The 25396-nt window shown below is 64.8% G+C and carries 21 protein-coding genes and 1 tRNA gene; 12 read left to right on the forward strand and 10 right to left on the reverse strand.

Annotated elements, in window-relative coordinates:
- Positions 1 to 59: 59 nt before the first annotated feature.
- The 9 genes from ACODSN_RS09175 (at position 60) to ACODSN_RS09215 (ending at position 10019) form a co-directional block, all read left to right on the forward strand.
- A complete protein-coding gene (locus ACODSN_RS09175; RefSeq protein WP_489054809.1) occupies positions 60 to 1022 on the forward strand; it encodes an Mrp/NBP35 family ATP-binding protein in 963 nt (320 codons plus the stop codon).
- Between the two features lie 61 nt (positions 1023 to 1083).
- Positions 1084 to 1518, forward strand: coding sequence for a CoA-binding protein (locus tag ACODSN_RS09180; protein ID WP_489054810.1), 435 nt, complete (start codon positions 1084 to 1086; stop codon positions 1516 to 1518).
- Positions 1519 to 1557: 39 nt separating this feature from the next.
- Entirely contained in the window at positions 1558 to 3825 is a 2268-nt protein-coding gene (locus ACODSN_RS09185; RefSeq protein WP_489054811.1) for a xanthine dehydrogenase family protein molybdopterin-binding subunit, read from the forward strand.
- Positions 3826 to 3833: 8 nt separating this feature from the next.
- Positions 3834 to 4799, forward strand: a complete 966-nt coding sequence (hemH, locus tag ACODSN_RS09190; protein ID WP_489054812.1) for a ferrochelatase — start codon at positions 3834 to 3836, stop codon at positions 4797 to 4799.
- Positions 4800 to 4834: 35 nt separating this feature from the next.
- Positions 4835 to 5557 carry an acetoacetyl-CoA reductase gene (phbB, locus tag ACODSN_RS09195; protein WP_489054813.1) on the forward strand — a complete coding sequence of 241 codons (723 nt, stop codon included), beginning with the start codon at positions 4835 to 4837 and terminating at the stop codon, positions 5555 to 5557.
- The gene (locus tag ACODSN_RS09200) at positions 5557 to 5823 is read left to right on the forward strand and encodes a ribbon-helix-helix domain-containing protein (protein WP_489054815.1); all 267 of its coding nucleotides are present in this window, start codon (positions 5557 to 5559) and stop codon (positions 5821 to 5823) included. Before phbB ends, ACODSN_RS09200 begins: the two co-directional genes overlap by 1 nt.
- Before the next feature lie 81 nt (positions 5824 to 5904).
- Positions 5905 to 8394, forward strand: coding sequence for a TonB-dependent receptor (locus ACODSN_RS09205; RefSeq protein ID WP_489054816.1), 2490 nt, complete (start codon positions 5905 to 5907; stop codon positions 8392 to 8394).
- A gap of 176 nt (positions 8395 to 8570) precedes the next feature.
- A complete protein-coding gene (locus ACODSN_RS09210) occupies positions 8571 to 9317 on the forward strand; it encodes an energy transducer TonB (protein WP_489054818.1) in 747 nt (248 codons plus the stop codon).
- 18 nt (positions 9318 to 9335) lie between these two features.
- Positions 9336 to 10019 carry a Fe2+-dependent dioxygenase gene (locus tag ACODSN_RS09215; protein ID WP_489054820.1) on the forward strand — a complete coding sequence of 228 codons (684 nt, stop codon included), beginning with the start codon at positions 9336 to 9338 and terminating at the stop codon, positions 10017 to 10019.
- 10 nt (positions 10020 to 10029) lie between these two features.
- On the opposite strand, the gene ACODSN_RS09220 is transcribed toward ACODSN_RS09215, so the two are convergent.
- The 6 genes from ACODSN_RS09220 to ACODSN_RS09245 form a co-directional block, all read right to left on the reverse strand.
- Entirely contained in the window at positions 10030 to 10902 is an 873-nt protein-coding gene (locus tag ACODSN_RS09220; protein WP_489054822.1) for an FAD:protein FMN transferase, read from the reverse strand.
- Positions 10903 to 11009: 107 nt separating this feature from the next.
- A complete protein-coding gene (locus ACODSN_RS09225; protein ID WP_489054823.1) occupies positions 11010 to 11918 on the reverse strand; it encodes a DUF4198 domain-containing protein in 909 nt (302 codons plus the stop codon).
- A 15-nt stretch (positions 11919 to 11933) separates the two neighbouring features.
- Positions 11934 to 12455, reverse strand: coding sequence for a DUF2271 domain-containing protein (locus ACODSN_RS09230; protein ID WP_489054824.1), 522 nt, complete (start codon positions 12453 to 12455; stop codon positions 11934 to 11936).
- Positions 12456 to 12468: 13 nt separating this feature from the next.
- Positions 12469 to 13113: a PepSY-associated TM helix domain-containing protein gene (locus ACODSN_RS09235; RefSeq protein WP_489054826.1), complete on the reverse strand. Its 645-nt coding sequence runs from the start codon at positions 13111 to 13113 to the stop codon at positions 12469 to 12471.
- Positions 13114 to 13217: 104 nt separating this feature from the next.
- Positions 13218 to 17906, reverse strand: coding sequence for an NAD-glutamate dehydrogenase (locus ACODSN_RS09240; RefSeq protein ID WP_489054828.1), 4689 nt, complete (start codon positions 17904 to 17906; stop codon positions 13218 to 13220).
- A 239-nt stretch (positions 17907 to 18145) separates the two neighbouring features.
- Entirely contained in the window at positions 18146 to 19423 is a 1278-nt protein-coding gene (locus ACODSN_RS09245) for a PAS domain-containing protein (protein WP_489054829.1), read from the reverse strand.
- Between the two features lie 266 nt (positions 19424 to 19689).
- Between ACODSN_RS09245 and ACODSN_RS09250 the strand changes: the two genes are divergently transcribed.
- Positions 19690 to 19765: transfer RNA gene (locus ACODSN_RS09250), tRNA-Thr, on the forward strand.
- 227 nt (positions 19766 to 19992) lie between these two features.
- On the opposite strand, the gene ACODSN_RS09255 is transcribed toward ACODSN_RS09250, so the two are convergent.
- The 4 genes from ACODSN_RS09255 to ACODSN_RS09270 are packed head-to-tail and all read right to left on the reverse strand — an operon-like array spanning position 19993 to position 22631.
- Positions 19993 to 20406 (reverse strand): hypothetical protein, encoded by a 414-nt coding sequence (locus tag ACODSN_RS09255; protein WP_489054830.1) that lies wholly within the window; start codon positions 20404 to 20406, stop codon positions 19993 to 19995.
- 41 nt (positions 20407 to 20447) lie between these two features.
- Positions 20448 to 21671 (reverse strand): recombinase family protein, encoded by a 1224-nt coding sequence (locus ACODSN_RS09260; protein WP_489054831.1) that lies wholly within the window; start codon positions 21669 to 21671, stop codon positions 20448 to 20450.
- Complete coding sequence (locus tag ACODSN_RS09265; protein WP_489054833.1) at positions 21655 to 22110, reverse strand: DUF2924 domain-containing protein; 456 nt, start codon at positions 22108 to 22110, stop codon at positions 21655 to 21657. Before ACODSN_RS09265 ends, ACODSN_RS09260 begins: the two co-directional genes overlap by 17 nt.
- Entirely contained in the window at positions 22110 to 22631 is a 522-nt protein-coding gene (locus ACODSN_RS09270; RefSeq protein WP_489054834.1) for a DUF3489 domain-containing protein, read from the reverse strand. Before ACODSN_RS09270 ends, ACODSN_RS09265 begins: the two co-directional genes overlap by 1 nt.
- 398 nt (positions 22632 to 23029) lie before the next feature.
- Between ACODSN_RS09270 and ACODSN_RS09275 the strand changes: the two genes are divergently transcribed.
- Positions 23030 to 23944: a tyrosine-type recombinase/integrase gene (locus tag ACODSN_RS09275; RefSeq protein ID WP_489054835.1), complete on the forward strand. Its 915-nt coding sequence runs from the start codon at positions 23030 to 23032 to the stop codon at positions 23942 to 23944.
- A 4-nt stretch (positions 23945 to 23948) separates the two neighbouring features.
- Positions 23949 to 25142, forward strand: a complete 1194-nt coding sequence (locus tag ACODSN_RS09280; protein WP_489054837.1) for an IS91 family transposase — start codon at positions 23949 to 23951, stop codon at positions 25140 to 25142.
- The last annotated feature ends 254 nt before the right edge of the window (positions 25143 to 25396 follow it).

Here is a 25396-nt window from a genome sequence, read left to right on the forward strand (position 1 = left end):
AAGGGCGGCTCACGAAAAACAGTGCCCATCGCACCGAAACTTGCCTAAAGCGCCTGCCGATGACCGATGTTGAGACTTTCGCCGCCCGCCTCAAAAGCCTGACCGACGGTCGCGCCAGCACGCCGCGCGTCAAGGACGGGATCATGACGCTCGCGCTCGATGTGGGTGGCCTGCCGCCCGAACGGCGCGATGCGGTGGCCGCCGCGATCCGCGAAGGCGCGCTGACCGTACCGGGCGTCACCGACGTCCGCATCGCCTTCACCGCCGAACGCAAGCCGCTGAAAATCATCGCCGTCGCGTCAGGCAAGGGCGGGGTCGGCAAGTCCACCCTGTCGGCCAACCTCGCGGTTGCACTGGCGCGGCTGGGCCATCGTGTCGGGCTGGTGGACGCCGATATCTATGGTCCCTCGCAAGCGAAACTGATGGCCAGCGAGGATCGCAAGCCGCAGGCGCGCGACAAGAAGCTGATCCCGGTGGATAGCCCGTTCGGCGTGCCGATGCTGTCGATGGGCCATCTGGTCGAGCCGGGCAAGGCGCTGGCCTGGCGCGGGCCGATGGCGGGCAACGCGCTCGGCCAGTTGATAGACGCCGATTGGGGCGAGACCGAAATCCTGATCGTAGACATGCCCCCCGGCACCGGCGACGTTCAGCTCTCGATGATCCAGAAACACAAGCCCGCCGGCGCGCTGATCGTATCGACGCCGCAGGATCTGGCGCTGATCGATGCGACCCGCGCGGTCAGCCTGTTCGAACAGGCGCAGGTGCCGATGATCGGGCTGGTTGAAAATATGGCGGGCTATGCCTGCCCCCATTGCGGCGAAATCTCCGATCCGTTCGGACAGGGCGGGGCGCAAGCGGCGGCGGCCCAGATGGGCATGGCCTTCCTCGGCCGCATTCCGCTCGCCATCGACATCCGCCGCGCGTCGGACGCGGGCGATCCCCCGGCGGCGGGCGAGGGCGTATATGCGGCGACCTTCGCCGCGATCGCGGGCAAGGTGGTGGACTGGCTCGACGCATCATAGCGGAACGACTTGCACCCGGCGGCGTCCTCCCCATCTCGGGTTGCTACAAAGGAGACCGCCCATGCCGCTCACCGCCGCGCAGGATATTGCCGATCTGCTGAACGAAACCCGCACGATCGCGCTCGTCGGCATTTCGGACCGGCCCGATCGCCCGAGTTTCGGCGTGATGAAAACGCTCCAGAACCATGGCTATCGCGTCCTGCCGGTCAATCCGCAGATCGCGGGCGAGCATGTCCATGGCGAGTTCGTCTGGGCGAGCCTGGCGGACATCGGCGTCCCGATCGACATGGTCGATATTTTCCGCAACAGCGCCGCCGCTGGCGAGGCGGTGGACGAAGCGATCGCGGCCGGCGCGAAAGCGGTGTGGATGCAGCTTGGCGTCATCAATGAGGCGGCGGCGGCGCGCGCGGAAGCGGCGGGCCTCAAGGTGGTGATGGATCATTGCCCGGCGATCGAGATCCGGCGGCTCGACCTGACGCCGGTCGCCGCCGATTAACCCTTTGCATGCCACAGGTCCCGCCCCTATCAGTCGGCCATGGGGCGCAGTTCGCGGAAGCAGGCAAAGGGGGGCGGTGGCGTCGATCGGCGGACCCTGCTGGTCGGTGGCGGCGCGGCGGCCGGGCTTTTGCTGGCCTGGGCCGCATGGCCGCGCAGCTATCAGCCGCGCCTCAACGCCGGGCCGGGCGAGACGGTGTTCGACGCCTTTCTCAAGATCGACCGGACGGGTGCGATCATCGTGATCGTGCCCCAGACCGAAATGGGGCAGGGCGTCACGACGCTCTTGCCGCAAATATTGGCCGATGAGCTGGGCGCGGACTGGCGCACGGTCGCGGTGCAGAGCGCGCCGATCAGCCCCCTATACGCCAACACGCTGCTGGCGCGCGAATGGCTGGCGAGCGACTGGACCCGTGTCGCGGGCGGGGCGGGCGACTGGGCACTGGACCAATATGCGACGCGGCAGGCACTCATGCTGACAGGCGCGGGCACGTCTGTCCCCATGTTTCGCGACGCCTATCGCGATGCGGGCGCGGCGGCGCGGGTGCTGTTGTGCAAGGCGGCGGCGGCGCGGTGGGATGTGCCGTGGGAAAGCTGCGATATTACAGACGGCATCATCAGCGATGGCGGCAAGCGCAAGCTGACGCTGGGCGAGGTCGCCGGGGAGGCCGCTGGGTTCGACCTGTCCGCCATCCTCCCGTATCGGCAGGGGCCGGACGGACGGCTCGCGGGGGAAGATCTGCCGCGCCTCGATTCACCCTCCAAAATCGACGGCAGCCATAATTTTGCCGCCGATATCCGCTTGCCGGGCATGGTCTTCGCGTCGATCCGGCAGGGACCGATCGCGGACGCCACGCTGGCGCGCTTCGATGAGAAGGCGGCGAAGTCGGTCGCGGGCTTCATCCGGCTGGTGCGCAACGAACGCTGGCTGGCGGTGGTCGGCGCGAACTGGTGGGCCGCGAACAAGGCGCTCGATCTTGCCGACCCGGTCTTTGCGGTGCGGGGCAAGCCGGCCGATAGCGGGGCTATCGACGCCGCGCTCGAAGCGGCTTTTTCAGGGACGGCGGGGCGCAGGCTCTATGCGCAGGGCGATCTGTCGCCCGTGTTCGAGGGCGCGACGATCCTCGCCAGCGAATATCAGGCCGACGCCGGACTGCATCTCGCCCCGGAGCCGATGAGCGCGACCGCGCGGGTGTCGGCGGACGGCGCGGAAGTCTGGATGGCGACGCAGTCCCCCGGCCTCGCCCGCGCCGCGATCGCCGACGCGCTGGGCCTTCCTGCCGATGCGGTCACGCTCTATCCGCTCCATTCGGGCGGCTCTTATGGGCGTGCGGTGGATTTCGAGGCCGGAGTGCAGGCCGCCCTTATCGCGCGCGAAGCGGGACGGCCGGTGCAACTGCTCTGGTCGCGACTGGAAGATGTGATTCAGGATCGGCCGCGCGCCCCGGCGCACGCGCGGATGGCGGCCAAGATCGGTCGGAACGGCAGGATCGAAGGGTGGCTGGCGAAGGTCGCGGCCCCCTGCGCCCTGACGCAGACCTGGGCGCGCATCGCCCATGGCGCTTCCTCACGCCAGGCGGCGGAAGATGCGGCGGACAAGGCCAGCAGGCTCGCCGTGTCGGGCATGGCCCCGCCCTATGCCATACCCCATTATGCGGTGGATCATTATCCGGCCGATGTCGGCCTGCCGCTGGGCTTCGCGCGCGGCAATGCCGACCTGTATGGCGCATTCTTCACCGAATCCTTTGTCGATGAACTCGCCCATCTCGCCGGGATCGAGGCGATGTCCTTCCGCATCCAGATGCTGGGCGGCAATCCCCGGCTCGCCCATTGCCTGTCAACCGCCGCCGCGATCGGCGGGTGGCAGGGGGGCATCGCCGGCAGCGGGCAGGGCATCGCCGCGCACAGCATGCACGGCATATTCGGCGCAGTGATGGTGGAGGCCGGGCTGAGCGGCGGCAAGCTGAGCGTCGGGCGCATCGTCGCGGCGGTCGATTGCGGCGATCCGGTCAATCCCGATATCGCCCGGCAACAGATCGAAAGCGGCCTCATCCATGGACTGGCCGCCGCCATGGGCGCTTCTGTCCCCTATGAGCGCGGCCTGCCGACACGCGCGATACTGGGCCGGATGGGCCTCCCGCGCCTCGCCGATGTCGGCGACATTACCGTCGAACTGATCCGCAGCACCGCCGCGCCGGGCAGCGGCGGCGAAATCGCGGCGGTGCTGGTCGCGCCCGCCATCGCCAACGCGCTATACAGCGTCACGGGCCAACGTTTTCGCGGGCTACCGCTGCTGTCGCAGGATTGATCGGCATCATGGGCAAGACCGGCATTCTCCTCATCAATCTCGGCACGCCCGATGCGCCGGATGCGGGCGCGGTCCGCCGCTATCTGCGCGAATTCCTGTCCGACCCGCGTGTCGTGGAAATCCCGCAACTCATCTGGCAACCGATCCTGCGTGGCGCGATCCTGCCCACCCGGCCGCGCAAATCGGCCCATGCCTATCAGCAGGTCTGGACGGACCAGGGTTCGCCGCTGGCCGTATTCACGCGCGCCATCGCGGACGGGCTGCGTACGCGCATGGGCGAGGATGTGATGGTGGATTGGGCGATGCGCTATGGCAATCCGTCGATCGAAAGCCGGATCGACGCGATGATGGCGCAGGGATGCGACCGCCTGCTGGTCGCGCCGCTCTACCCGCAATATTGCGCCGCCACGACGGCGACGGCGCTCGACGCGGTGTTCGCGGTGCTCCAGCGCCGTCGCGTGCAGCCCGCGATCCGCAGCCTGCCGCCCTATTATGCCGACCCCGCCTATATCGAGGCGCTGCGCGCATCCACCCGGCGCCAGCTCGATGCGCTCGATTTCGCACCCGATCTGCTGCTCGCCAGCTTCCATGGCATGCCGGAGCGGACGCGGACACTTGGCGATCCCTATCACGATCAGGCGCTGGAAACCGCGCGGCTGCTTTCCATCGCGCTCGACCGGGAGGTGCGCGTGACGTTCCAGTCGCGCTTTGGCCGGGCGAAATGGCTGGAGCCGGCAACCGATACCGTGCTGAAACAACTACCCGCGCAGGGCGTGCGGGCCGTGGCGGTGCTGACCCCCGGTTTCGCTGCCGACTGCCTGGAGACGCTCGAAGAAATCGCGATCCGGGGCAAGGAAGATTTTATTGCCGCCGGAGGGCGGTTTTTCGCCCATTTTAGTTGTTTGAACGGCTCGGACGAGGCTATCAACCTGTATCAGATTCTTAACCGCCGAGAACTGGCCGGATGGATATGATGGAGAGCTGACTGATTGATAAAGGAGAGACTGATATGACCAAAGTTGCTGTCGTTACGGGTGGAACGCGCGGTATTGGCAAGGCGATCAGTCTGGCATTACAGGATATGGGATATAAGGTCGCTGCCAACTATGCCGGCGACGAGAAGAAGGCGCAGGCCTTCTCGCAGGAAACCGGCATCACGACCTTCAAATGGGATGTGGGCGATCATCAGGCCTGCCTCGAAGGTTGCGCGCAAGTGGCGGAAACGCTCGGTCCAGTGGACATCGTCGTCAATAATGCGGGCATCACACGCGATGGCGTGCTGGCCAAAATGAGCTTTGACGACTGGAATGACGTCATGCGCATCAATCTGGGCGGCTGTTTCAACATGTCGAAGGCGACGTTCGGCGGCATGCGCGAGCGCGGCTGGGGCCGGATCGTCAATATCGGTTCGGTGAACGGGCAGGCCGGCCAATATGGCCAGGTCAATTATGCCGCGGCGAAATCGGGCATCCACGGCTTTACCAAAGCATTGGCGCAGGAAGGCGCGAAGTTCGGCATCACCGTCAACGCGATCGCGCCGGGCTATATCGACACCGACATGGTGGCGGCGGTGCCGGCCCCGGTGCTGGAAAAGATCGTCGCCAAGATCCCGGTCGGGCGGCTGGGCGATGCCTGTGAAATCGCGCGCGGCGTGGCTTTCTTTTGCAGCGACGCGGCGGGTTTCGTGACCGGCAGCACCCTGTCGATCAACGGCGGGCAGCATATGTACTGATGGAAAAGGGCGGCGATCCAGTCGGCGCGTCGCCCCTTTTCGCCCCGCCGGTCAAGCGCAGCGTCACCATCGCGGGGCACCAGACGGCGATCAGCCTCGAACCTATATTCTGGGATGCGTTGCGAGCGGCGGCGGTCGAGCGTGGCTTGCCGGTCAATGCGCTGATCGCGGCAATCGATGTCGAGCGCATGAAATTCTCCCCCTCGCCCAACCTCGCCAGCGCCATTCGCTGCTGGTTGTTCGAGCGCCACGACCGTCCGCAATAATAAGAATGTTTTGCAATAGCGTTTGACTCTGAGAACTATTCGCAATAGCAGGCGCCCCAGCAACGAAGGGGTTCCTGCCACATGTCCAAATCCAACAACGGTTCATCATTCCTGGCCTTGAGCTGCGTCAGCATGCTCGCGATGGGCGCCGCCGCCCACGCACAGACCGACGCGCCCGCGCAAAAGCTCGGCGGAATGACCGTGACCGACACCGCAATCGACGAATCGCCGGTGAAGGTCGAAAAGGCCGCGTCGCCCAAATATGTGCGCCCGCTGCTGGACACGCCGCAGACGATCACCGTCATCGGCAACCAGACGATATCCAAGCAGAACCTGCTGACGCTGCGCGACGTCTTGTCCACGGTCCCCGGCATCACCTTCGGCGCGGGCGAAGGCGGCGGCGGCTATGGCGACAGCATCAACCTGCGCGGCTACAGCGCGAACAACGACATCACCGTCGATGGCGTGCGCGACAGCGCGCAATATACCCGGTCCGACACGTTCAATCTGGAACAGATCGAAGTGTTCAATGGCGCCAACGGCGCGGTTTCGGGCGCCGGTTCGGTCGGCGGCAATATCAATCTCGCGACCAAACTGCCCAAGGCGCAGGACCTGACCGTCATCAATGCGGGCGTCGGCACGGACGGCTATTATCGCGCCACTGTCGACGCCAACAAGCGGATCAATGACTTCATGGCGTTCCGACTGAACGGCATGTTCCATCGCAACGACGTGCCGGGCCGGGATTATGAGAAATTCAAGCGCTGGGGCATCGCGCCTTCGCTTACGCTGGGTATCGATTCCCCGACGCGCCTGACCTTCGCCTATCTGCATCAGGAAGATGACAATATCCCGCAATATGGCGTGCCTTATTACGCCATCGCGGGCGGCGTGCCGCAGGGCTTTGACCGGAAGGGCTATTACGGCCTGCGCGGCGTCGACAGCCAGAAGATCAACCTCGATTCCTTCACCGCGATCTTCGATCATGATTTCAGCGACAAGGTGTCGATCCGCAACCTGACCCGCTGGCAGGATGTCCGCCAGACAACGATCGCGACCGCGCCGCAGGGTACATTCTGCCTCGCATCGGGGCTGACGCCGACGGGCGGGGCTTGCACAACGGCGACGTCCGCTGCGTCGGCGGGTAGCGCGACCGCATTCGCCGCGCCCGCAGCGGTGGCCATTCCGGTCCCGACCGGCTCCTATCTGCTGACGGGTCCGCAGGGCAATGTCCGTGATACCCGCAATCAGCTCGCCTATAACCAACTCGACCTGAAGGCGACGTTCAACACCGGCGGGATCGAACATTCGCTTGTTCTGGGCGCGTCTGCGACCTGGGAGAAATTCGATCTTACGGGTGGCGGCGTCCTGCGCAATGCGGACGGCACCAACCCTTATGATCGCTCGACCCTGTTGCGCCGTCTGCCGTTCGGCAATATCGCCGATCCGGCGAGCGCCAACGTCTATACCGGTCCCTATAATTTCACCCAGACATCCTATTCGGTCGGCGAGCAGACCAATTATGCGGTCTATCTGTTCGATGCGATCAAGCTGACCGACTGGCTCGAACTCAACGGCGGCGTCCGCTACGAGAAGAACGAAGGCCATAACCGGACCGACGCGGTCGCGCCCTTCAATGGCATATTGTCGCGGGGTGTCGCTTATCAGCGTGGCGATCATCTGGTAGGCAAGACGTTCCGTAACAAGGATAATCTCTTTTCTTACCGCATCGGCGTGGTCGTAAAGCCGGCGCCCAACGCCAGCATCTACGCCGCATTCGGCAACAGCAAGACGCCGTCCAAGGCATCGGTCAACGGCGCCTGCACGGACGCCAACTGCGTCGTGGCGCCGGAAGGCGCGAAGAATTACGAGATTGGCGGTAAATGGGATCTGGTCGACAGCCGCCTGCAACTGACCGCTGCCTTCTTCCGCAACGAGCGCACCAATTACCGGGTGTCGCCGTTCGAGCCGGGGCTGCCCGATATTCAGGTGCTCGACGGGCGTTCGCGGGTCGACGGCATCGCACTGGGCGCAACCGGGAATATCACGAAAAACTGGACGATCTTCTCCAACTTCACCTATCTGAAGAGCAAGGTCATCCAGAGCGTGTCCGACTATTGCCTCGCCAATCCCGGCCTCCAACCGCCGGCGACTCCGGGCGGTGCGTCCACCAACCCTTGCGGCAATTCGGCGGCCATCCCCGATCCGCAGGCAGGCAACGAGCTGAACAACACGCCCAAATATTCGGGCAGCCTGTTCACCACCTACCAGCTGCCGTTCGGGCTTCAGGTCGGTTATGGCTTCACCTATCAGGGGTCGTTCGCGCTCAATAACAGCGCGCTGACCGCCGCGACGCCAGTGCCTTCCAGCACGCTGACGCCGATCTATCGGTCGAAGGATTATCTGACCCATCGCGCCTTCCTATCCTACGCCTTTAACAATGGGCTGACGGCGCAGGTGAACGTCCAGAACTTCACCAACGAAAAATATTACACCCGCATCCGCAACAATGGCTGGGCGACTCCGGGGGAAGCGCGGTCGGCCACGCTGACACTCGCCTATAGCTTCTAACGCTGTATTCCCCCGGCATTCGTCCCTTGCCGGGGGCACGAACGGGCGGCGGGCCTCCTCCTCGGATCGCCGCCCGTTCGACCAATTTGTGGTCACGGCATGTGTGCAATTGATTCGCATTAGGGCATAAGCTATGGGCTTGTGCTCGACGCCGATGTCGAAGGGGGTGCAGCACCATGCTGAGAGTGGCCGACAGGTTTGAAGAGGACGCCAGCAGCGCGGACGCCATCTTCGATTCGCCTCTTACCGACCCCGTCATTCGGCCGCTGACCCCGGCCCCGACGAGTGGCCGCTACGGTTCCCATCGCTCCGTCAGTATCGGCACCATCCTCCTTGTGCTTCTGGTACATGCGGTCGCGATCTTCGCCATGATCCAGGTGCGCAGCCATTATATCCGCCACCAGGAAGAAAAGCTGACGGTCGTGAATCTCACGCCGCCCCCACCGCCCCCTGCGGAAGACGTACCACCACCGCCCGCCCGGCCGGAGATCGTCGCACCACCGCCGATCGTGCAGACTCCCCTCGCACCGCCGCCGGTCATGACCACGCCGGAGCCTTCGCCTGTGACCGCGAAGATCGCCGTCGCCGCGCCTTTGCCTCCCGCGTCCGCGCCTAGCGCTCCTGCCGCGCCCAGCACAGTGCAGGCCGGCGACATTTCCGCCCAGATGCTGTCGGGCAAGCCGCCCCGCTATCCGGTCGAAAGCCGGCGTAAGCACGAGCAGGGCACCGTGCTGCTTTCGCTGGTCGTCGGACTGGACGGACGGGTCGCGAGCATCTCGGTTTCGCGCGGCAGCGGCTTTGCCCGGCTCGACGATGCCGCGCTTGATGCGGTGCGCGGATGGCGCTGGTCGCCGATCATTCGGAATGGGCAGCCGGTGATGGTCAAGGGGGTGGTTGAAATCCCCTTCGTCCTCAAGGGCTGAGAGCGTAAGCCCGCTACCATGCTGATCGCCATTCCCGACCTCCTCGACGCGGCCGACGTCGTTGCCATCCGATCGCTCATCGACGCCGCCGAGTGGGTCGACGGTAACATCACATCCGGCCACCAGTCCGCCCTCGCCAAGCGCAACCTGCAACTGCCCGAAGACAGCGAAGCGGCGCGGCAGGCCCAGCAGATCGTATTCGGCGCGGTCGGAAAAAATCCGCTGTTCATCGCCGCTGCCCTGCCGCAGCGCATCTTTCCGCCGCTGTTCAACAGCTATGCGGGCGGACAGGCGTTCGGCACCCATGTCGATAATGCGATCCGCATCCAGAAGGGCACGACCTTCCGGGTGCGATCGGACCTTTCGATGACCGTGTTTCTCGAAGATCCCGACGCCTATGATGGTGGTGAACTGACGGTGGAAACCAGTTTCGGCGTCCAGCAGGTCAAGCTGCCCGCCGGACATGCGGTGCTCTATCCCTCTTCATCGCTGCATCGTGTCGAGCCGGTGACGCGGGGGCGGCGGGTCGCCAGCTTCTTCTGGATCCAGTCGATGGTGCGGGACGATGCGGCGCGCCAGACGCTGTTCGATCTCGATAGCAGCATTCAGGCGGTGGCGGCGAAGTTGGGGCAGGATGATGCCGCGGTCATCCGGCTGACCGGCGTCTATCATAATCTGCTGCGCCGTTGGGCCGACGCATGAGGGCCATCGCCTAATCCAGCATCGCCGCGAGGGCAGGGGTCATATATTCCTGCGCTTCGTCGTCCATGCGGCGCACCAGCCGGACGGCAAGTCCTTGCCGCGTTGCCAGCGCCATGCCGCGATCATGCCCCATGACCGTGATCGCGGTGGCCCATGCATCAGCGAGCATCGCGCTGTCATGCAGTACCGTGACGGACGCGATGTCATTGGCGACCGGCCTGCCAGTGGTGGGGTCGATACTATGCGACAGGCGTGCGTTGTCCTCGATCCTGAAGCGGCGATAGTCCCCGGATGTCGCGATCGACAGGCCGTACAGCGCGACCCGCAACGCAGGGACGGCGAGGCCCGGCGGCGCTTCCACATCGACCCACCACGGCTGAAGGTCGGGCTTCACCCCCGAGCCGCGCAACTCTCCGCCAATCTCCACGATAAAATGCCTGAGGCCCATTTGCCCGAGCGCTCCGGCCAGCGCATCGACGGCGAAACCCTTGGCAATGCCGGAAAGGTCGAGCAAAACATCGCGCCGTCGCCTCGCTCGCCCCGGTTCGATGTCGATCGATTGCCACGGGGAGGGTGATGAAGTGGCAGGAGCGCGTCCGGCGCTTTCCAACGGGCCAAAACCCCAATCATCCACCAGCCGCCCGATCGCGGGATCGAACGCCCCGTCCGATTGCCGGGCGATGTCCAGCCCGGCCCCCAGCACATGCAGCAACGTGTCGGGTAGAGCGACCCATCCGCCTACCGGCGCCCGGTTGAAACGGCTGACGTCCGACCCCGGCTCCCAATTGCTCATCTCGCCGATGATCTGCGCCAGGACGGAGTGAATCGCACCAGCGCAATCCGCCGGTGCATCGACGATGCGGGCCGACCATGTCGTTCCCATGGTCGGCCCGGACAGATCGGTTATCCGCGCGCGCCGGTCGATCCCGTCGAACTGGTCGGGGGACAGGCCCGGCGGAATCGCAATGCGGACGGCGGGGAGCGGCTCGCTCAGGGCGCGAGTACTTCCAGAGTCGCGCTGTATCCGGCGCGACGTTGTGGTGGGCCTGAAGGAGCGGGGCGCGGCCCGCCGTCGCCGCCCTGAGTAGCACCGGGGGCGCGTTGCGCACCGCCCATTCCTTGTCCGCCGCCCGGCCCCCCTTCGCCGCCTTCGCGGCCGCCACCCAAGCTTGCATTCAGCCAATACATGCCGGCGGACGGCCAGGTGATCGCGACCTTGCCATCTTTGTCGGCGATGAGGTCGATTTGACCCAGCGCGTCGCGATAGCGGTTGCCGCCGGGGATGACGGTGACCTTCAGGCCGGAGGCCGGCTTGCCGTCCAGCAGAAACTGGAAGGTCGCGGCCTCACCCGCCACGAGGTCATCGGGATGGGTGACGGGGGCCAGTTCGATGCCGACGCCGGTCGGCTTGAAGATCGTGGTGGTGGGCGCGCCGAGCGTCACGAAAATCTCGTTCCGGTTCGATGCTTCGGCGGTCTGGACGTTGGTCGCGCCAGCGGGGATCGCCGCTGCCAGTGTGTCCTTGGTCGTGCCGCGCGGCAGGCGCTTGACCTCGCCGTTCAGCGAGTAGCTACCCATCAGTCCGCTTGATACCGATGCGATGCGATAGGTGCCGGGCTTGGTCAGGTGGACATCGAAGGTCGATCGATAATGGCCTTTGGCGGCGTTCTCGATCTTGCCGATCGCGCCGTCCGGCTCGGTCACGACGATATTGTCGGTGCCCATGGGATTGTGATCGAAATAGAAGAGGTCGTTCGAGACGGCGGCATCGACCGTCACCCAGCCGTCGGTGCCCGACAAGATGGTGGAGGATGGCAGCATCCACTGCCGGTGCGCCTGTGCGCCGCTCGCCAGGGTGAGGGCGCCCAGCGCCGCTGCGATCAAATATCTGGCCTTCATATGACTATCCCCTTGTTATTTGCCGATGGTGAGGCTTACGGCCCCGAGTTCAGCGTTACCCTGCGCCTTGACTGTCGCGCCCGGCTTGGCCGGCCATGCGAAGGGCAGGCGCACGAGTTCGCGCCCGCCGACTTCGCGGGCGGCTTCCACCACGAGCGTATAATTGCCGGGCGTCAGCGCGCCGAGCGGGCCCTTGCCGGTGATAAAGCTGATTTTCTGGTCACCCGGCGCGCGGGTCGCGCCCGTCACGCCATCGGCGGGAAAGCTCATCGTTCGCCCCGACACGCGCCACCACTGGCGCACGTCGCGCAGCCATTTCGTGCCTTCGCCCTTCGCCTTGTCGAAATCATACCAGACCGAAAGGGTGCGCGGTGCGGCGCCTTCTTTCTCCAGCCAGATCGCGACATAGGGCTTGTGATATTCGGCGACGGTCAGGCGTGGGATGGCGACATTGACCGTCAGCGTTTCGGCTGCGGCGGGCGTCGCGATCGCGCCCAGCACAACGCCGCCCAGCATGAATTTTTGGCCGGTCTGCATGCAATGATTTCCTTTAATGAATGAAGACGAGGGCGAGGATCGCCGGAATGGCGAGGCCGATGGCGACGAGCGGCCAGGTGCTTGGCCGCTTGGCGGCATGAAGCTGGAGCAGCAGCAGCCCGGTCAGCGCGAACAGGAAGCAGGCGACGGCGAATATGTCGATGAACCATTGCCACACGCCGCCGGTGTTGCGGCCCTTGTGCAGATCGTTGAGATAGCTGATCCAGCCGCGGCTGGTCGCCTCGCTCGTCATCGCGCCGCTGTGCCGGTCGATCGAGACCCAGCCATCGCCGCCGGGCCGGGGCAGGGCGAGATAAACATCGTCGGCGGACCATTCCGCGACGCCGTCCGCCGGCTGCCCGCTCGCCTGCTCTACCCACCGGGAAACGGGGGCGGGGAACGGCTTTTTCGTGTCGGGCGCATTGTCGGGCGCGATCAGTTTCAGCAGCGGCGCGGGCAGTGTCGCCGACTTGGATACCGTTTGCGGCGATCCTTCGAGATCGGCGGCGTGGTTGAGGGTGATGCCGGTAAAAGCAAAAAGCAAAAGGCCAATCAGACTGAACGCCGAACTGATCCAATGCCAGCTATGGAGCTGTTTGAGCCAGAAGGTCGGGACCTTTTTCTTCTTTTTCGGCTTGGCGGCGACCGGGGCGTGCATGGGGAGGGGGATTCCTGCGGCGGGGATCGCTCGAATAACGCGAACGACTCGCAATTGCAAACCGGCGCGCGCGTAAATTTGTATTTAAATGTAACGCGCCGCGCCTACCGCCCGAGCAGCCCGCGCGCCTGCCCGGCGATTTCCGCGAGCATCGCGACATTGGGCGCGGCGGCGGTTTTGGCCCGCTGCACCAGCGCGCGGAACTGGCGGACGCGCGCCTGCTTGCTCTCCAGCCAGCTATCGACATGGGCGGCGATGTCGTTCGCGCCGCGCTTGCCATTGCTCTGTCCCACGCCCTGCGCCAGAAATTCCAGCCGCACCTGCTGCATGTCGCGCGCCACGCCGGAGATGAGCAGCCGCTCCCACGGATCGCTTGGCGTCATGCGCGCGGCGGCCGATTGTACCCAGTCGATGCCGACCGCTTCGCCCAGATGGGTGAAAGCGCGGGTCAAGGCGACCTCGTCGATGCCCAGCCGTCCGGCCAGCACCGCGATGCCGACCGCCCCGTCCAGCTTGAACAGATCGGCGGCGCGATGGACGAGCGTTTCCGGCGCGCCCAGCGCCAGCAGGCGGTCGGTCACGGCGGCGGTTCGGCGGGTCGCCTCACTGGTGAGCAGCCCTTCGACCTCTGCGGCGAGTTTCGCGACGCCGCTCGCCAAAATCGCATGACCGGCTTCGGGCAGCGCGCCAGCGGGCAGGCTGCGCAAAATATCGGCGATTTGCGAGCGCATGCCGCCCGCAATGTCGCTGAACAAGGCCAGCCGCGCCGCTTCGGACATGTCCGCTTCATCGATGTCGGCCCATAGCCGCCCGATATCATAGAGCCGCTCGGCGATCAGGAAGGCGCTGGCGAGGTCGGCGAGCGAGCAGCCCTCTTCCTCCGCCAGTTCGAACGGATGGATGATGCCGAGGCGATTGACGATGCGGTTCGCAACCTTGGTGGCGATGATTTCGCCGCGCAGCGCATGGGCGGCGATGGCGTCCGCCTCCCTTTCGCGCATCGCGGGCGGAAAGGCGGCGGCCAGTTCGCCCGCCATGCTCGGGTCGCCCGCGAGACCGCCATGTTCGATCGCATCCTGCAAGGCGAGCTTGGCGGTCGAAAGCAGGATCGCGAGTTCCGGCCGGGTCAGGCTCTGCCCCTCCTGACCGCGCCGCAAAAGCTGGTCATTGGCCGCCAGCCCTTCCACTTGCCGGTCGAGATGGCCGTCCTCCTCCAGCGTCTCGATCAGGCGGACATAGCTGGCGAGATCGGCCGTGCCGCCGCTTTCGGCGATGGAGAGGCCCAGCGCCTGAAGGCGGTTATCTTCCAGCACGATTTCCGCCACCGCATCGGTCATGTCGATCAGCAGCCGGTTGCGCGCCTCCAGCCCGAGGCGGCCATCGGCCATTTCCTTGTTGAGCGCGATCTTGATGTTGACCTCATTATCCGAACAATCGACCCCGGCCGAATTGTCGATGAAGTCGGTATTGATGCGACCGCCATGCAGCGCGAAGGCGATGCGCCCGGCCTGCGTCACGCCCAGATTGGCGCCTTCGCCAACCACCCGCACCGCAAGCTGTTCGGCATCGACGCGCAGCCGGTCGTTGGCGGGATCGCCGACCTCGCCATGGCTTTGCGCGGCCGCTTTGACATAAGTGCCGATGCCACCGAACCACAGCAGGTCGGCGGGGCTTTTGAGGATCGCCGAAATGAGCGCGGCAGGCTCCATCGCGCTGTCGGTGACGCCCAGCATCGCCTGCACCTGCGGGGTCAGGGGAATGGTTTTGAGCGCGCGGGGAAACACGCCGCCGCCGGGCGAAATCAGGCTCTTGTCATAATCGTCCCAGCTTGAGCGCGGCAGGGCGAACAGGCGGGCGCGCTCTTCCCAGCTTGCCGCCGGGTCGGGATCGGGATCGAGGAAGATGTGGCGATGGTCGAACGCGGCGACCAGCCGGATCGCCTTGCTGAGCAACATGCCGTTGCCGAACACGTCGCCCGACATGTCGCCGCAGCCGACGACACGGACCGGCTCAATCTGGATATCGACGCCCAGTTCGGCGAAATGGCGCCGGACGCTGATCCACGCGCCGCGCGCGGTGATGCCCATCGCCTTATGGTCGTAGCCGTTCGAACCGCCGCTGGCGAAGGCGTCGCCCAGCCAGAAGTGGCGTTCCAGCGCGATGGCGTTGGCGATGTCGCTGAAGGTCGCCGTGCCCTTGTCGGCGGCGACGACGAAATAGGGATCGTCGCCGTCATGGATGACGACGCCCGAGGGATGCATGACCTTGCCGTCCACCAGATTGTCAGTGACGGACAGGAGCGACCGGATGAAGATGCGATAGCTTTCGGTGCCCTCCGCCATCCAGGCGTCGCGATCGACCTGCGGGCTGGGCAATTGTTTGGGGTAGAAGCCGCCCTTCGCTCCGGTTGGCACGATGACGGCGTTCTTGACCCGTTGCGCCTTCATCAGCCCCAATATCTCGGTGCGGAAATCGTCGCGGCGATCGGACCAGCGCAGGCCGCCGCGCGCGACCGGGCCTGCGCGCAGATGGATGCCCTCGACGCGGGGCGAATAGACCCAGATTTCGCGCCAGGGGAGGGGAGCGGGCAGGCCGGGCACCTTCGCGCTGTCCAGCTTGAAGGCGAGCGCTTCGGCAGCCGCAGTGCTGAAGAAATTGGTGCGCAGCGTGGCGGTGATGACGGCCCGCAGCAGCCGCAGCACGCGATCTTCATCGATCGCCGAGACTTTTTCGAGACCGGCGTCGATCGCCTGCTGCGCCTGTGCGACGCGGGCGGGTGCATCCGCCCGGCTTTTGGGGTCGTGCAGCGCCTCGAACAATGTGACGAGCTGGCGCGCAATCTCCTGCTCGCGGCGCAGCGTGTCGGCGAAGGTCGCCATGCTGTAGGCCATGCCGGTCTGGCGCAGATAGCGGAACAGGGCGCGGAACAGGACCGCCGAGCGCGGCACGATCCCGGCGGTTACGACCAGTTCGTTGAAGCGGTCGTCTTCCGCCACGCCTTCCAGCACCTGGGCGATCGCTTCGGTCACGATATCGGCGCGGGCGATCACGGCTTCCGCATCCCCACCGGGCGGCAGTTCCAGCACGAAGCGCTGGACATGGCCGAGCGCGCCACCATCGACCGGGGTCGTCATCTCGTCGATGATGCGGAATCCGAAATTTTCAAAGGCGGGCACCGCGTCGGACAGGGCGACGACGTCCTGGCTGTAGAGTTTCAGCCGCAGCCGTTCCGCACTATCCTCTTCATTGCGGTAGATGCGGATCGATTTGTCGCCGGGACCGGACAGGCCATGCAGGCGGCGGATGTCGATCGCCGCTTCGGCCGGGCCGGCGCCGTTGCGATAGGCCATCGGAAAGCCGGGGGCGAAGCGCTGGGCCAGGGCGGCGGCCCGGCCTGCTTCCTCGGTCTCGGCCAGCGCTTCCTCGACCGAGGGGAGCCAGCCGCGCACCATCTGCTTCAACTGCCGGTCGAGCGGCTCGTCATCGGGGATGATGCCGCCTTCGCGCAGATCCAGCGTGAAGCGCAGCAGGGCAAGGCCGCCTTCCTCCAGCGCGATCGACCAGCTGAGCACATGGCCGTGGGCCGCTTCCGACAGCATGTCCTGCACCGCCACGCGGCGCGCGGTGGTCAGTTCGTCGCGGGGCAGCCAGACGAAGGCGTAGAGATGCCGCGCCAGCGCGCTGGTGGCCAGCGCCAGCTTGGGACGGGGCCGGTCGGTCAGCGACATGAAAGTGAGCGCGAGCCGCTCCAGCGTTTCCCGGTCGAAGCCGATCAATATGTCATGGGGCAGGGCGGTCAGCGCGTGGGCCAGCGTCTTGCCCGCATGACCGCCGGGGTCGAAGCCGAACTTGTCCATCAGCGATGACAGCGCCGACCGCAGCAACGGCACCTTGTCGGGCGTGGCGGCCAGCGCGGCGCTGGTCCACATGCCCGCATGCACCGACAGCGCCGTGACCTGCTTGCCATCCCGCACAGGCACGATGATAAGGTCGATCAGGACATGGCGGTGGACGCGCGACAGCAGGTTGGACTTGAGCACGAGGGGGGTGCGTTTGCCTTCCTCGAACCAGGTGAAGGCCGCCTCGATCGATGCCGGGGCGAGCAGCGGCTTCTTCTCCACCGTGCCGATGCCCAGCCGATGATCGACCCGGCCGCCGCGCAGATGGCGCTCATGGCCGATCTGGGTGAAGTGGCGCGCGAGGAACCAGCGCAGCAGCGCCGCGCCTTCCTCGTCGGGGATGGCGTCCGCGTCCGCCGCCATCGCCTCGCGCATGCGGGGCCAGTCGGTCACGGCGGCGCGGACATCGGCCAGCGTCTGGCGCAGCGAGGCTTCCAGCGCCCGCCGCGTCCGCGCATCCACGCGGTCGGCCTCGATATAGACGATCGATTCCCGGCGAGCGCCCGGCGCATCATCCTCCAGAATGGCGGTCAGCGCGCCGTCCGCATCGCGCGCGACCGACAGGACAGGGTGGAGCAGTCGATAGATGGTGATGTCCATCGCCGCCAGCGCATTGCCGATCGAATCGACCAGAAAGGGCATGTCGTCATTGACGATGGCGATGCGCGTGAAGCGGCCGGTGGCGCCTTCGCCCGATGTCTCGATCGCGATCGCCGGATGAGCGGGCGTACGCATGGCGGCCGCCCCGGCGATGAAGGCGGCGGTGAGCGTCACCGCGTCGGCATCGAACCCCTCGCTTTCGCCCGGCAGCGCACCCTGCGCCAGCGCCGCCTCCAGCGCCTGCCGGACGGAGGGATCGGCAATGTTCGTCTTGGTCGTCACCGGGGCCGTCATGCGCCTACCTTTTCAAGGCGGACCCGCAGCCCGCCTGTACGAGAACGGAGAGGAGCATGGATCGCCGCCATGCGCCTTCCTGTCTGACGCTTTATATGCGCGCGACCAGGCGACGGCTCAACCGAAAGTTGAAATATAGTTTCGCGCTATTGTAATAATGATGCGATGCAACATGCCCTCGACCGGGAACGGGAACGCGCGAACCTGCGGCGGGTTTCCCCGTGCCTGCTATCGCGCGATCAGCGGGCGGCGGCGGCGGCCATGACGCGCTGCCCCAGATCCGATCCTTCGGGCAGGGCGGCGACGATCGCGAGCGATCCGTCCGCCTCCCGCCGGGCGACGACGACGGCCAGACCATCCTCATCGGTGGCGATGGCCAGCGGATCGAGCGCCGGCGCGGCTTTCATGGCGTTGCAGCTACTGCTGCGGCTGTCCATTTTCGGCGGGGTTTCGCTGCGGCGCAGGGTGCGCTCGTGACGCACCAGTTCCTTCAGCCCGCCGACATAGTCGCCCAGATAATCGCCCAATAGCCCTGCGGCCAGGCCGGCCGCCCAGCCATGATCGAGCGCGGTCGCATATTCGGTGATCCGCGTCTTGTCATATTGCGAGCCGAAGACGAGCTTGACGACCGCCGTCATCGGGCTGCGCGCCTGCGCCCTGATCCCGGCGCGGTTCAGCAACTCCGCATAATCTTGCGGCGCGTCACGGGCCGCGAGGGCGAAATCATAGGCCATGCCGATTGCGCGATACAGCGCGCCGTGGCTGCGGGCTTCGGACGTGCGCGCCTGTTCGGCGACATCCTGTGCCAGCGCCAGCCAGTCGGCGAGCGGCGCGCCATGGGCGGGCGGGGGCGGAGCGGGCGGATCGTCATCGACGGGCGCTTCCGCCCGTGTCGGGATTTTCGCCCAGATCGGCCTGACCGTGCTGACGGAGGGCGCGCTTTGCAGGGCCGCGTCGACCTCCTGCTCCAGCGCGTCCATCTCGTCCAGCCCGATCAGTTCCTTCCAGTTGATGACGCCGAATACGAAGTCGATCGCATCGCCATCGGAGGAAAAGGGCATCAAAATGCCGCGATACAGGATGTCGGCGCCGCGCTGGTTGATGAAATCGGCTTCGAATCCGATCGGCGCCGCACTGGCGAGGATCGGGCGATAATGTTCGGTGATCCGCGACAGCAGCGATCGCGCCGGCACCTGCCCGATGCGGGTGATCGTCCCGTCAATCCCGCATTCCTGCCGCAAATCGGCGCCCAGATAGACGATGGCGGGGTCTTCCGCGCCCTTGGTGAAATCCAGCAATATGCTGCGCGGTCCGAATTCCTCAAGCTGGTCCGTCGACAGATCCTCGATCGAAGGGAGCGCGCGATCGCCCAGCAGCGAGGCCCAATAGCTATAGGCACGCACCTGGAGCCGGCGCTCATCGGTCACGACGGCGGGCGGGGATTCGATCGCCGATTCTTCGGCACGATCGAAATCATCCTTGTCGCTGGGGCCGTCGTGCCCCCGCAGAGTGTCCATCGCATTGTCCTTGAGCGGAAAGCTGCCTTGCGGACTCACAGTGGCAGGCGATGGTAAACATGCCGTAAAGACGCGAGCCGCGTCCACGCGGGCGGTCGAGGGCAATTGCCCGCTTGTTCTTCGCTCAAAGCACTGTTATCTGCCCGCCCAACGCCGCTTTAGCTCAGTTGGTAGAGCATCGCATTCGTAATGCGGGGGTCTACCAAAAAGCGAGGTTCCTTTTGGAATTCACTTCCGCTAGGGACGCGCGGCAAGTCCGGGTTTATGCCGCTTTAGCTCAGCCGGTAGAGCACATCATTCGTAATGATGGGGTCAGGTGTTCGAGTCACCTAAGCGGCACCACTCTTCCTCCTATATACCCGTGGTCCGGAGACCGGCGCCGTGGCGCCGCATTTGTGGCGCGTTTTCGGCGGCTTAGCTTTCCGATTTTCAGGTCGGCCCAAACAGAGACCCATAACGTCCGAGGATATGCCGCGCCCTGCCGCGATATCTCTGAAGGCCAAGATGGTGGTCCCGAGATTTTCCTAGGCCGAACGAGAAACGGGGCGATCGGCCCCGTGTTTTTGCATTCACAGATCGGGTGGGAGGTCAGCTGAACCCGAACAAAGCTTCCTGCTAACCCAGCCGAGCGGGATGCGGTTCGTCTGCACGAGTTGCTTGCGACTGAGGTTCGCTGGCTGGCGCCCCTCGATGATGGCCTGGATGATGGACGGCGCGAGATAGCTGGTACGCAACATGTCGGCGAGATTCTCCCGCCCACAGCCCAGGCGGCTAGCCACCTCCGTGAAGCTGCCACCCTTGTCGATTTCGGCCCGCGCGGCAAATGCCTGTGCCACCAGTTTGAGGAGCGATGGATTCGGTAATTGCTCGCGCGAGGCCGGCGGGGGAATGACGATCTTCACCTGCCGGCCGTTGCGAACGATGGCGATCGCAATCTCTCGTTGATATGATCCGGCCAGGCATTGGTCGATGCTGTCGAGCAATAGGGTGATACGAATGCCGTCCTCCGCAAGGTCGATGCGTTCTACGAGTGGAGCAGCCGCTCTCGGAGCGCAGCGGTTGCAGTCTGCGCCAACGCATCCAGCACGTGACTGCACCGATCACGCAGGACGTGGATGGCATCACCGCTCAGTTGGCATGCTGACGGTACCCGCTGCATGGCATCCATAATCGCTGCCTTCACCTCCTCCAGCACCTGAGCTTCCAGATCAGATGCCGATACCCGCCACGCTGGCGTAGTCGTGTCGGCATGGCTCTCGACCTGCGACACATAGTAGCGATAGCGCTTCTGATGCCGCACCGCATGCGAGGGCGTCATACGCCTACCATGAGCATCCCACACCATGCCGGCGAGCAGGCTCGGGTTCGTGGCACGGCTACCTAGACGCTTCTCGGTGCGACCAAGCGCAATCTTCTGTTGAACGGCATCGAAGGTCTCGATGGCGATGATGGGCGCGTGCTGTCCGGGATAGATTTTATCCTTGTGGACCACCTCACCAATGTAAAGCCGGATCTGCAGGATGGCATATAGCGCACCCCGGCTGATCGGCTGTCGGCCATGGACCCTTCCATGACGGTTGATACGCTCTTTGCTGCGATGGCCGTCACGATCGAGTTCGGCGACGACCCGCCGCCCGGAGCCGAGATCGAGATAGCGCTGGAAGATATGCTGGATTAGTTCGGCCTCCACGGGCTCGATGTGCAGCATGCGATCCTCGGCCCGATAACCGAGCGGTACGGGGCCCCCCATCCACATGCCCTTTGCCTTGGACGCAGCGATCTTGTCGCGAATGCGCTCCCCTGTCACTTCCCGCTCGAACTGGGCGAAGGAGAGTACGACGTTGAGGGTCAGCCGGCCCATGCTGCTTGTGGTGTTGAACGACTGGGTCACCGACACGAAGCTGGCCTCGACTTTATCGAGGACATCGACGATGCGGGCGAAGTCCGAAAGGCTGCGCGTGAGCCGATCGACCTTATAGACGACTATGACATCGACGCGACCCGCCGCCACTTCGCCAAGCAGGGCTTTGAGGGCAGGACGGTCCATGGTGCCACCGGAATAGCCACCATCATCATAATAGTCCGGCACCAGCGTCCAGCCCTCATGCCGCTGGCTCAGGACGTAGGCGGCGCAGGCCTCACGCTGAGCATGAAGCGAATTGAAACTTTGCTCCAGGCCCTCTTCGGTGGATTTACGGGTATAGATGACGCAGCGCATAGTCCGCGCGGTATCACGCGATCTGGCCAACGACGCTCTCCTTCGCTCTGGTATTCAGCCCGAAGAAGCGTGGCCCCGACCAATGTGTGCCGGTGATCTCGGAGGCGATGCTGGTCAGAGATCGATATCGCTGATCGCGATAGAGATAGCCATCGTCAAGAACCAGTACATGATGACTGTCGCCGCCCCAATCGCGCACCAGCCATGTGCCCGCTTTAATCCGGCTGGCCGATGCAGGCACGGCCTCACCGGTGCGTTCAACCTCGCGCATAAGCCGAGTGATCTCGCGCTGGATCGCGAGAGGCAAGCCGCCCGACGCCCGTTCCTGTAATCTCCAGGCGATTCCGCGGCCGAGCAGATCGGTGCTCATGTCAGGCGCTGGGTGCCGATAGAGCTGGCGCCATTCGGCCCGGAGCACGGCCGACGACAATGTCGTCAGCCGCGCCAGTTGCACCTCCAGCGGTTGCATCAGGCCGTGGCCTCGATGCGGTAGCAGGTGGCTTCGTCCCGCTTGCTCTTCGCGATGACATGCCCCTTTTTACGGAGGCCGGTCAGGGCCGCTCGCGTCGTGTGTGGCAGCCAGCCGGTTGCGTCGATGAGTTCGACGAGGGTGGCTCCGTCCTCACGTGTGAGGAGCGCGAGAACGTTCGCAGCCTTGCTCCCGTTGCGTGGAGCCGGGGACACCGATGGCTGCTTATCTTCAACCGCCGCCGGAGGCGCGTATTCAACTTGCTCACTACATCCGATCGCCGTTCGGCCAGCGTCGGTGATCGCAACGCCAAACAGCTGGCCGGCATCCTCGCGCCATGACCGGCTATCGTCCTGAACTGATATTTCGGTCGCAAACGTCTTCTTGATCATGCTCTCGACGGAGCGGCGGATGCGGTCGCCATATCGACCTAGGCTTTCGGCGGGCGGGAGAAGGCTGCCGTCGGTGCGCGCGGCAGCGGTCGTCAGCAGCACAAGCTGCATATCGGTAAGTTTGGTCATGGGCGTTCTCCTTGTGGGACGCGGCGTTATGCCGCCCCACTGCCCAGAGCCCCGGGGATCACGCGTCCGGGGCAGCATCGGCTATCGCCAAGCCGACTCACACGAACACCAATGCTCGACGTGCACAGGAAGTCGAATGGAATGTGGAAGAAGCGGGCGAGCGCTCAGGTTCCGCCAATTATTTCAGATAGTCTGGCGATGCCCCCCGAAGGCGGCACGTCCACAACTGGAACCGGAGGTGCCGTCTGCTTTATGGCGAAGGTTGGGACATGTACGAACCCGCTGCGCGGGAGTGGCTCCTGACCCTAGGTCTTTCATCGCTCTGGTGCAGCGCCATGATTGAGCCCTGCTCAAGGTAGGCAGACCATTCCGACTCCTTTCAACCAAGGAGTCGAACGATGATCGAGATTATTTCCGACTTTCCAGTCAGTTCGTTGCGCCAGCGCATGATCGACGAGATGAACCTGCGCCGGTTCGCGCGTAAGACCCAGATCGACTATGTTCGCCACGTAGAGCGCTTTGCCTATTATCTCGGACGGCCTCCCGACACAGCGACACCGGAGGATCTGCGTCAGTTCCAGATTGATCAACAGGATGCCGGCGTCGGTCTGCCTACGATGAACAGCATTGTATCGGCACTGCGCTTCCTCTTCACACGCACACTCGATCGGCCCGATCTCTCCCGCAGACTTTACTTCGTCAAACACCCTCGATCGCTGCCCACGGTCCTTAGTCCCGACGAGGTCGCGCGCCTGCTCGGCGCGACCACCTCGCTCAAGCATCAGGCCGCATTATCGGTGGCCTATGGCGCAGGCCTGCGCGTGGCTGAGGTGGCGATGCTCAAGGTGCGCGATATTGACAGCGAGCGTATGCTGCTCCGCGTCGAACGCGGCAAAGGCGGACGATATCGCAATGCGATCCTGCCAGCTGATCTGCTTATCCTGTTGCGCGAGTGGTGGAAGGTTGGGCGGCAGCAGGGTGTCATGCATGCCGATGGATGGCTGTTCCCGGGACAGCATTATCTCAAGCCGATCAGTACGCGCCATCTCTATCGGATTGTCGCGGAGGCGGCGCACGCGGCCGGGATCGCGAAGAAGGTCGGTCCTCATACCTTACGACACAGCTTTGCGACCCACCTGTTGGAGGATGGCGTGAACATCAGGGTAATCCAGGCACTGCTAGGGCACGAGAAGTTGGAGACTACGGCCTTTTACACCAAGGTTGCGACCCGAACTGCTCGGGCTGTCATCAGTCCACTCGACAAGCTGGCCTTGCTCCCCGCACCCCAACTACAGGCGGCGCCAGACGGCTGAGCCGTTGCGCACCCCTTTCGAGGTCGCCGATATCTTCCGTGCAGCCGGACCGGCCTATCGGGCCGCCCATGCCGGACATCTGAGCCTCACCCAACTCAAGGTGATGACGGCGATCGAGAACTGTCGCACCGCAGCGCTTGGCGGTCACGTCGAGGCCTGCGAGGACTGCGGGCATTGGCGGATCGCCTACAACAGCTGTCGCAACCGGCACTGTCCCAAGTGCCAGGGCGCGGCCGCGCGCACCTGGCTGGCGGAGCGGGAGGCAGATCTGTTGCCGGTCGGCTACTTCCACGTCGTCTTCACGCTGCCGGCAGAGATCGCCAGCATCGCGTTCCAGAACAAGGCGGTGGTCTATGACCTGCTGTTCAAGGCAGCGTCGGAGACGATGCTGACCATTGCCGCCGATCCCAAGCATCTGGGCGCAAGGATCGGGATCACTGCCGTGCTCCACACATGGGGCTCCGCGCTTACGCACCATCCCCACGTGCATATGGTCGTGCCGGGTGGTGGGATCGCACTCGACGGGACGCGCTGGATATCGACGCGGCCAGCCTTCCTTTTGCCGGTGCGTGTCTTGGGCAACCTGTTCCGCCGACTGTTCCTGAGCCGGCTGATCCAGCTTTACGACGCCGGGAAGCTTGCCTTCTTTGGATCATTGGCATCGCTCTCCGAACGGCGTGCCTTCCTGCGTCATCTGGCTCCAGTCCGGAAGGTGCGATGGGTGGTCTATGCAAAGGCCCCCTTTGCCGGCCCGGAAGCGGTGCTCGCCTACCTGTCCCGCTATACCCACCGGGTTGCTATCTCGAACCGGCGGCTCATCTCCTTCGACAAGGCCGGCGTCAAGCTAAGTTACAAGGATTATCGTCGCGATGGACCCGAGCGCCAGAGCATCATGACGCTTGCCACCGACGAGTTTATCCGCCGGTTCCTCGCGCACGTACTTCCGCGCGGCTTTCACCGTATCCGCCACTACGGCCTGCTGGCCAGTTCGTCCCGCAAAACCAACCTCGCTCGCGCACGGACCTTGCTGGAAGTTGCCGCGCCGCCTGACGAGCCTATGCCCGACGCACCCACCGATCTGCGTCCTCCTTGCCCCTGCTGTGGCGGCCACATGATCATCGTCGAGACCTTCGAGCGCTGGCGACAGCCGCGGGCACCGCCAAACATCCCGACCCGTATCCCGGAGTTCGCGCCATGATCGGGCATGGCCTGCCCTATATGTATCCTGCCCAGGAACCGTGGCGGAAAGCGGTGACGCTCGTGCCGCACATCGTCAATGCCGCCGTACATAGCCGAAATGATGCGCGCCGGCATCGACCCTCCCGCTTGAGCCGGGCAAATTGTCGTCCGCCTGCTCCGCACGGATCGCCCGAAATCAGCGATGGTGCCAGTGCGCGTAACGGCGCTGATCCGAAATCCCCATAGCCAAGCTCCTGAGGCCCCGCGGGTCGT

The organism is Sphingobium sp. FG11 (genome assembly GCF_057809915.1).

What these genes read in the sequence shown, in the direction of transcription:
- ACODSN_RS09270 (WP_489054834.1), bottom strand. Translation starts at nt 22,631, where the DNA reads ATGACCAAACTTACCGATATGCAGCTTGTGCTGCTGACGACCGCTGCC.
- ACODSN_RS09220 (WP_489054822.1), bottom strand. Translation starts at nt 10,902, where the DNA reads ATGGGAACGACATGGTCGGCCCGCATCGTCGATGCACCGGCGGATTGC.
- ACODSN_RS09180 (WP_489054810.1), top strand. Translation starts at nt 1,084, where the DNA reads ATGCCGCTCACCGCCGCGCAGGATATTGCCGATCTGCTGAACGAAACC.
- ACODSN_RS09210 (WP_489054818.1), top strand. Translation starts at nt 8,571, where the DNA reads ATGCTGAGAGTGGCCGACAGGTTTGAAGAGGACGCCAGCAGCGCGGAC.
- ACODSN_RS09275 (WP_489054835.1), top strand. Translation starts at nt 23,030, where the DNA reads ATGATCGAGATTATTTCCGACTTTCCAGTCAGTTCGTTGCGCCAGCGC.
- ACODSN_RS09225 (WP_489054823.1), bottom strand. Translation starts at nt 11,918, where the DNA reads ATGAAGGCCAGATATTTGATCGCAGCGGCGCTGGGCGCCCTCACCCTG.
- ACODSN_RS09265 (WP_489054833.1), bottom strand. Translation starts at nt 22,110, where the DNA reads ATGCAACCGCTGGAGGTGCAACTGGCGCGGCTGACGACATTGTCGTCG.
- ACODSN_RS09240 (WP_489054828.1), bottom strand. Translation starts at nt 17,906, where the DNA reads ATGACGGCCCCGGTGACGACCAAGACGAACATTGCCGATCCCTCCGTC.
- hemH (WP_489054812.1), top strand. Translation starts at nt 3,834, where the DNA reads ATGGGCAAGACCGGCATTCTCCTCATCAATCTCGGCACGCCCGATGCG.
- ACODSN_RS09175 (WP_489054809.1), top strand. Translation starts at nt 60, where the DNA reads ATGACCGATGTTGAGACTTTCGCCGCCCGCCTCAAAAGCCTGACCGAC.
- ACODSN_RS09205 (WP_489054816.1), top strand. Translation starts at nt 5,905, where the DNA reads ATGTCCAAATCCAACAACGGTTCATCATTCCTGGCCTTGAGCTGCGTC.
- ACODSN_RS09200 (WP_489054815.1), top strand. Translation starts at nt 5,557, where the DNA reads ATGGAAAAGGGCGGCGATCCAGTCGGCGCGTCGCCCCTTTTCGCCCCG.
- ACODSN_RS09230 (WP_489054824.1), bottom strand. Translation starts at nt 12,455, where the DNA reads ATGCAGACCGGCCAAAAATTCATGCTGGGCGGCGTTGTGCTGGGCGCG.
- ACODSN_RS09245 (WP_489054829.1), bottom strand. Translation starts at nt 19,423, where the DNA reads ATGGACACTCTGCGGGGGCACGACGGCCCCAGCGACAAGGATGATTTC.
- ACODSN_RS09235 (WP_489054826.1), bottom strand. Translation starts at nt 13,113, where the DNA reads ATGCACGCCCCGGTCGCCGCCAAGCCGAAAAAGAAGAAAAAGGTCCCG.
- phbB (WP_489054813.1), top strand. Translation starts at nt 4,835, where the DNA reads ATGACCAAAGTTGCTGTCGTTACGGGTGGAACGCGCGGTATTGGCAAG.
- ACODSN_RS09185 (WP_489054811.1), top strand. Translation starts at nt 1,558, where the DNA reads ATGGGGCGCAGTTCGCGGAAGCAGGCAAAGGGGGGCGGTGGCGTCGAT.
- ACODSN_RS09215 (WP_489054820.1), top strand. Translation starts at nt 9,336, where the DNA reads ATGCTGATCGCCATTCCCGACCTCCTCGACGCGGCCGACGTCGTTGCC.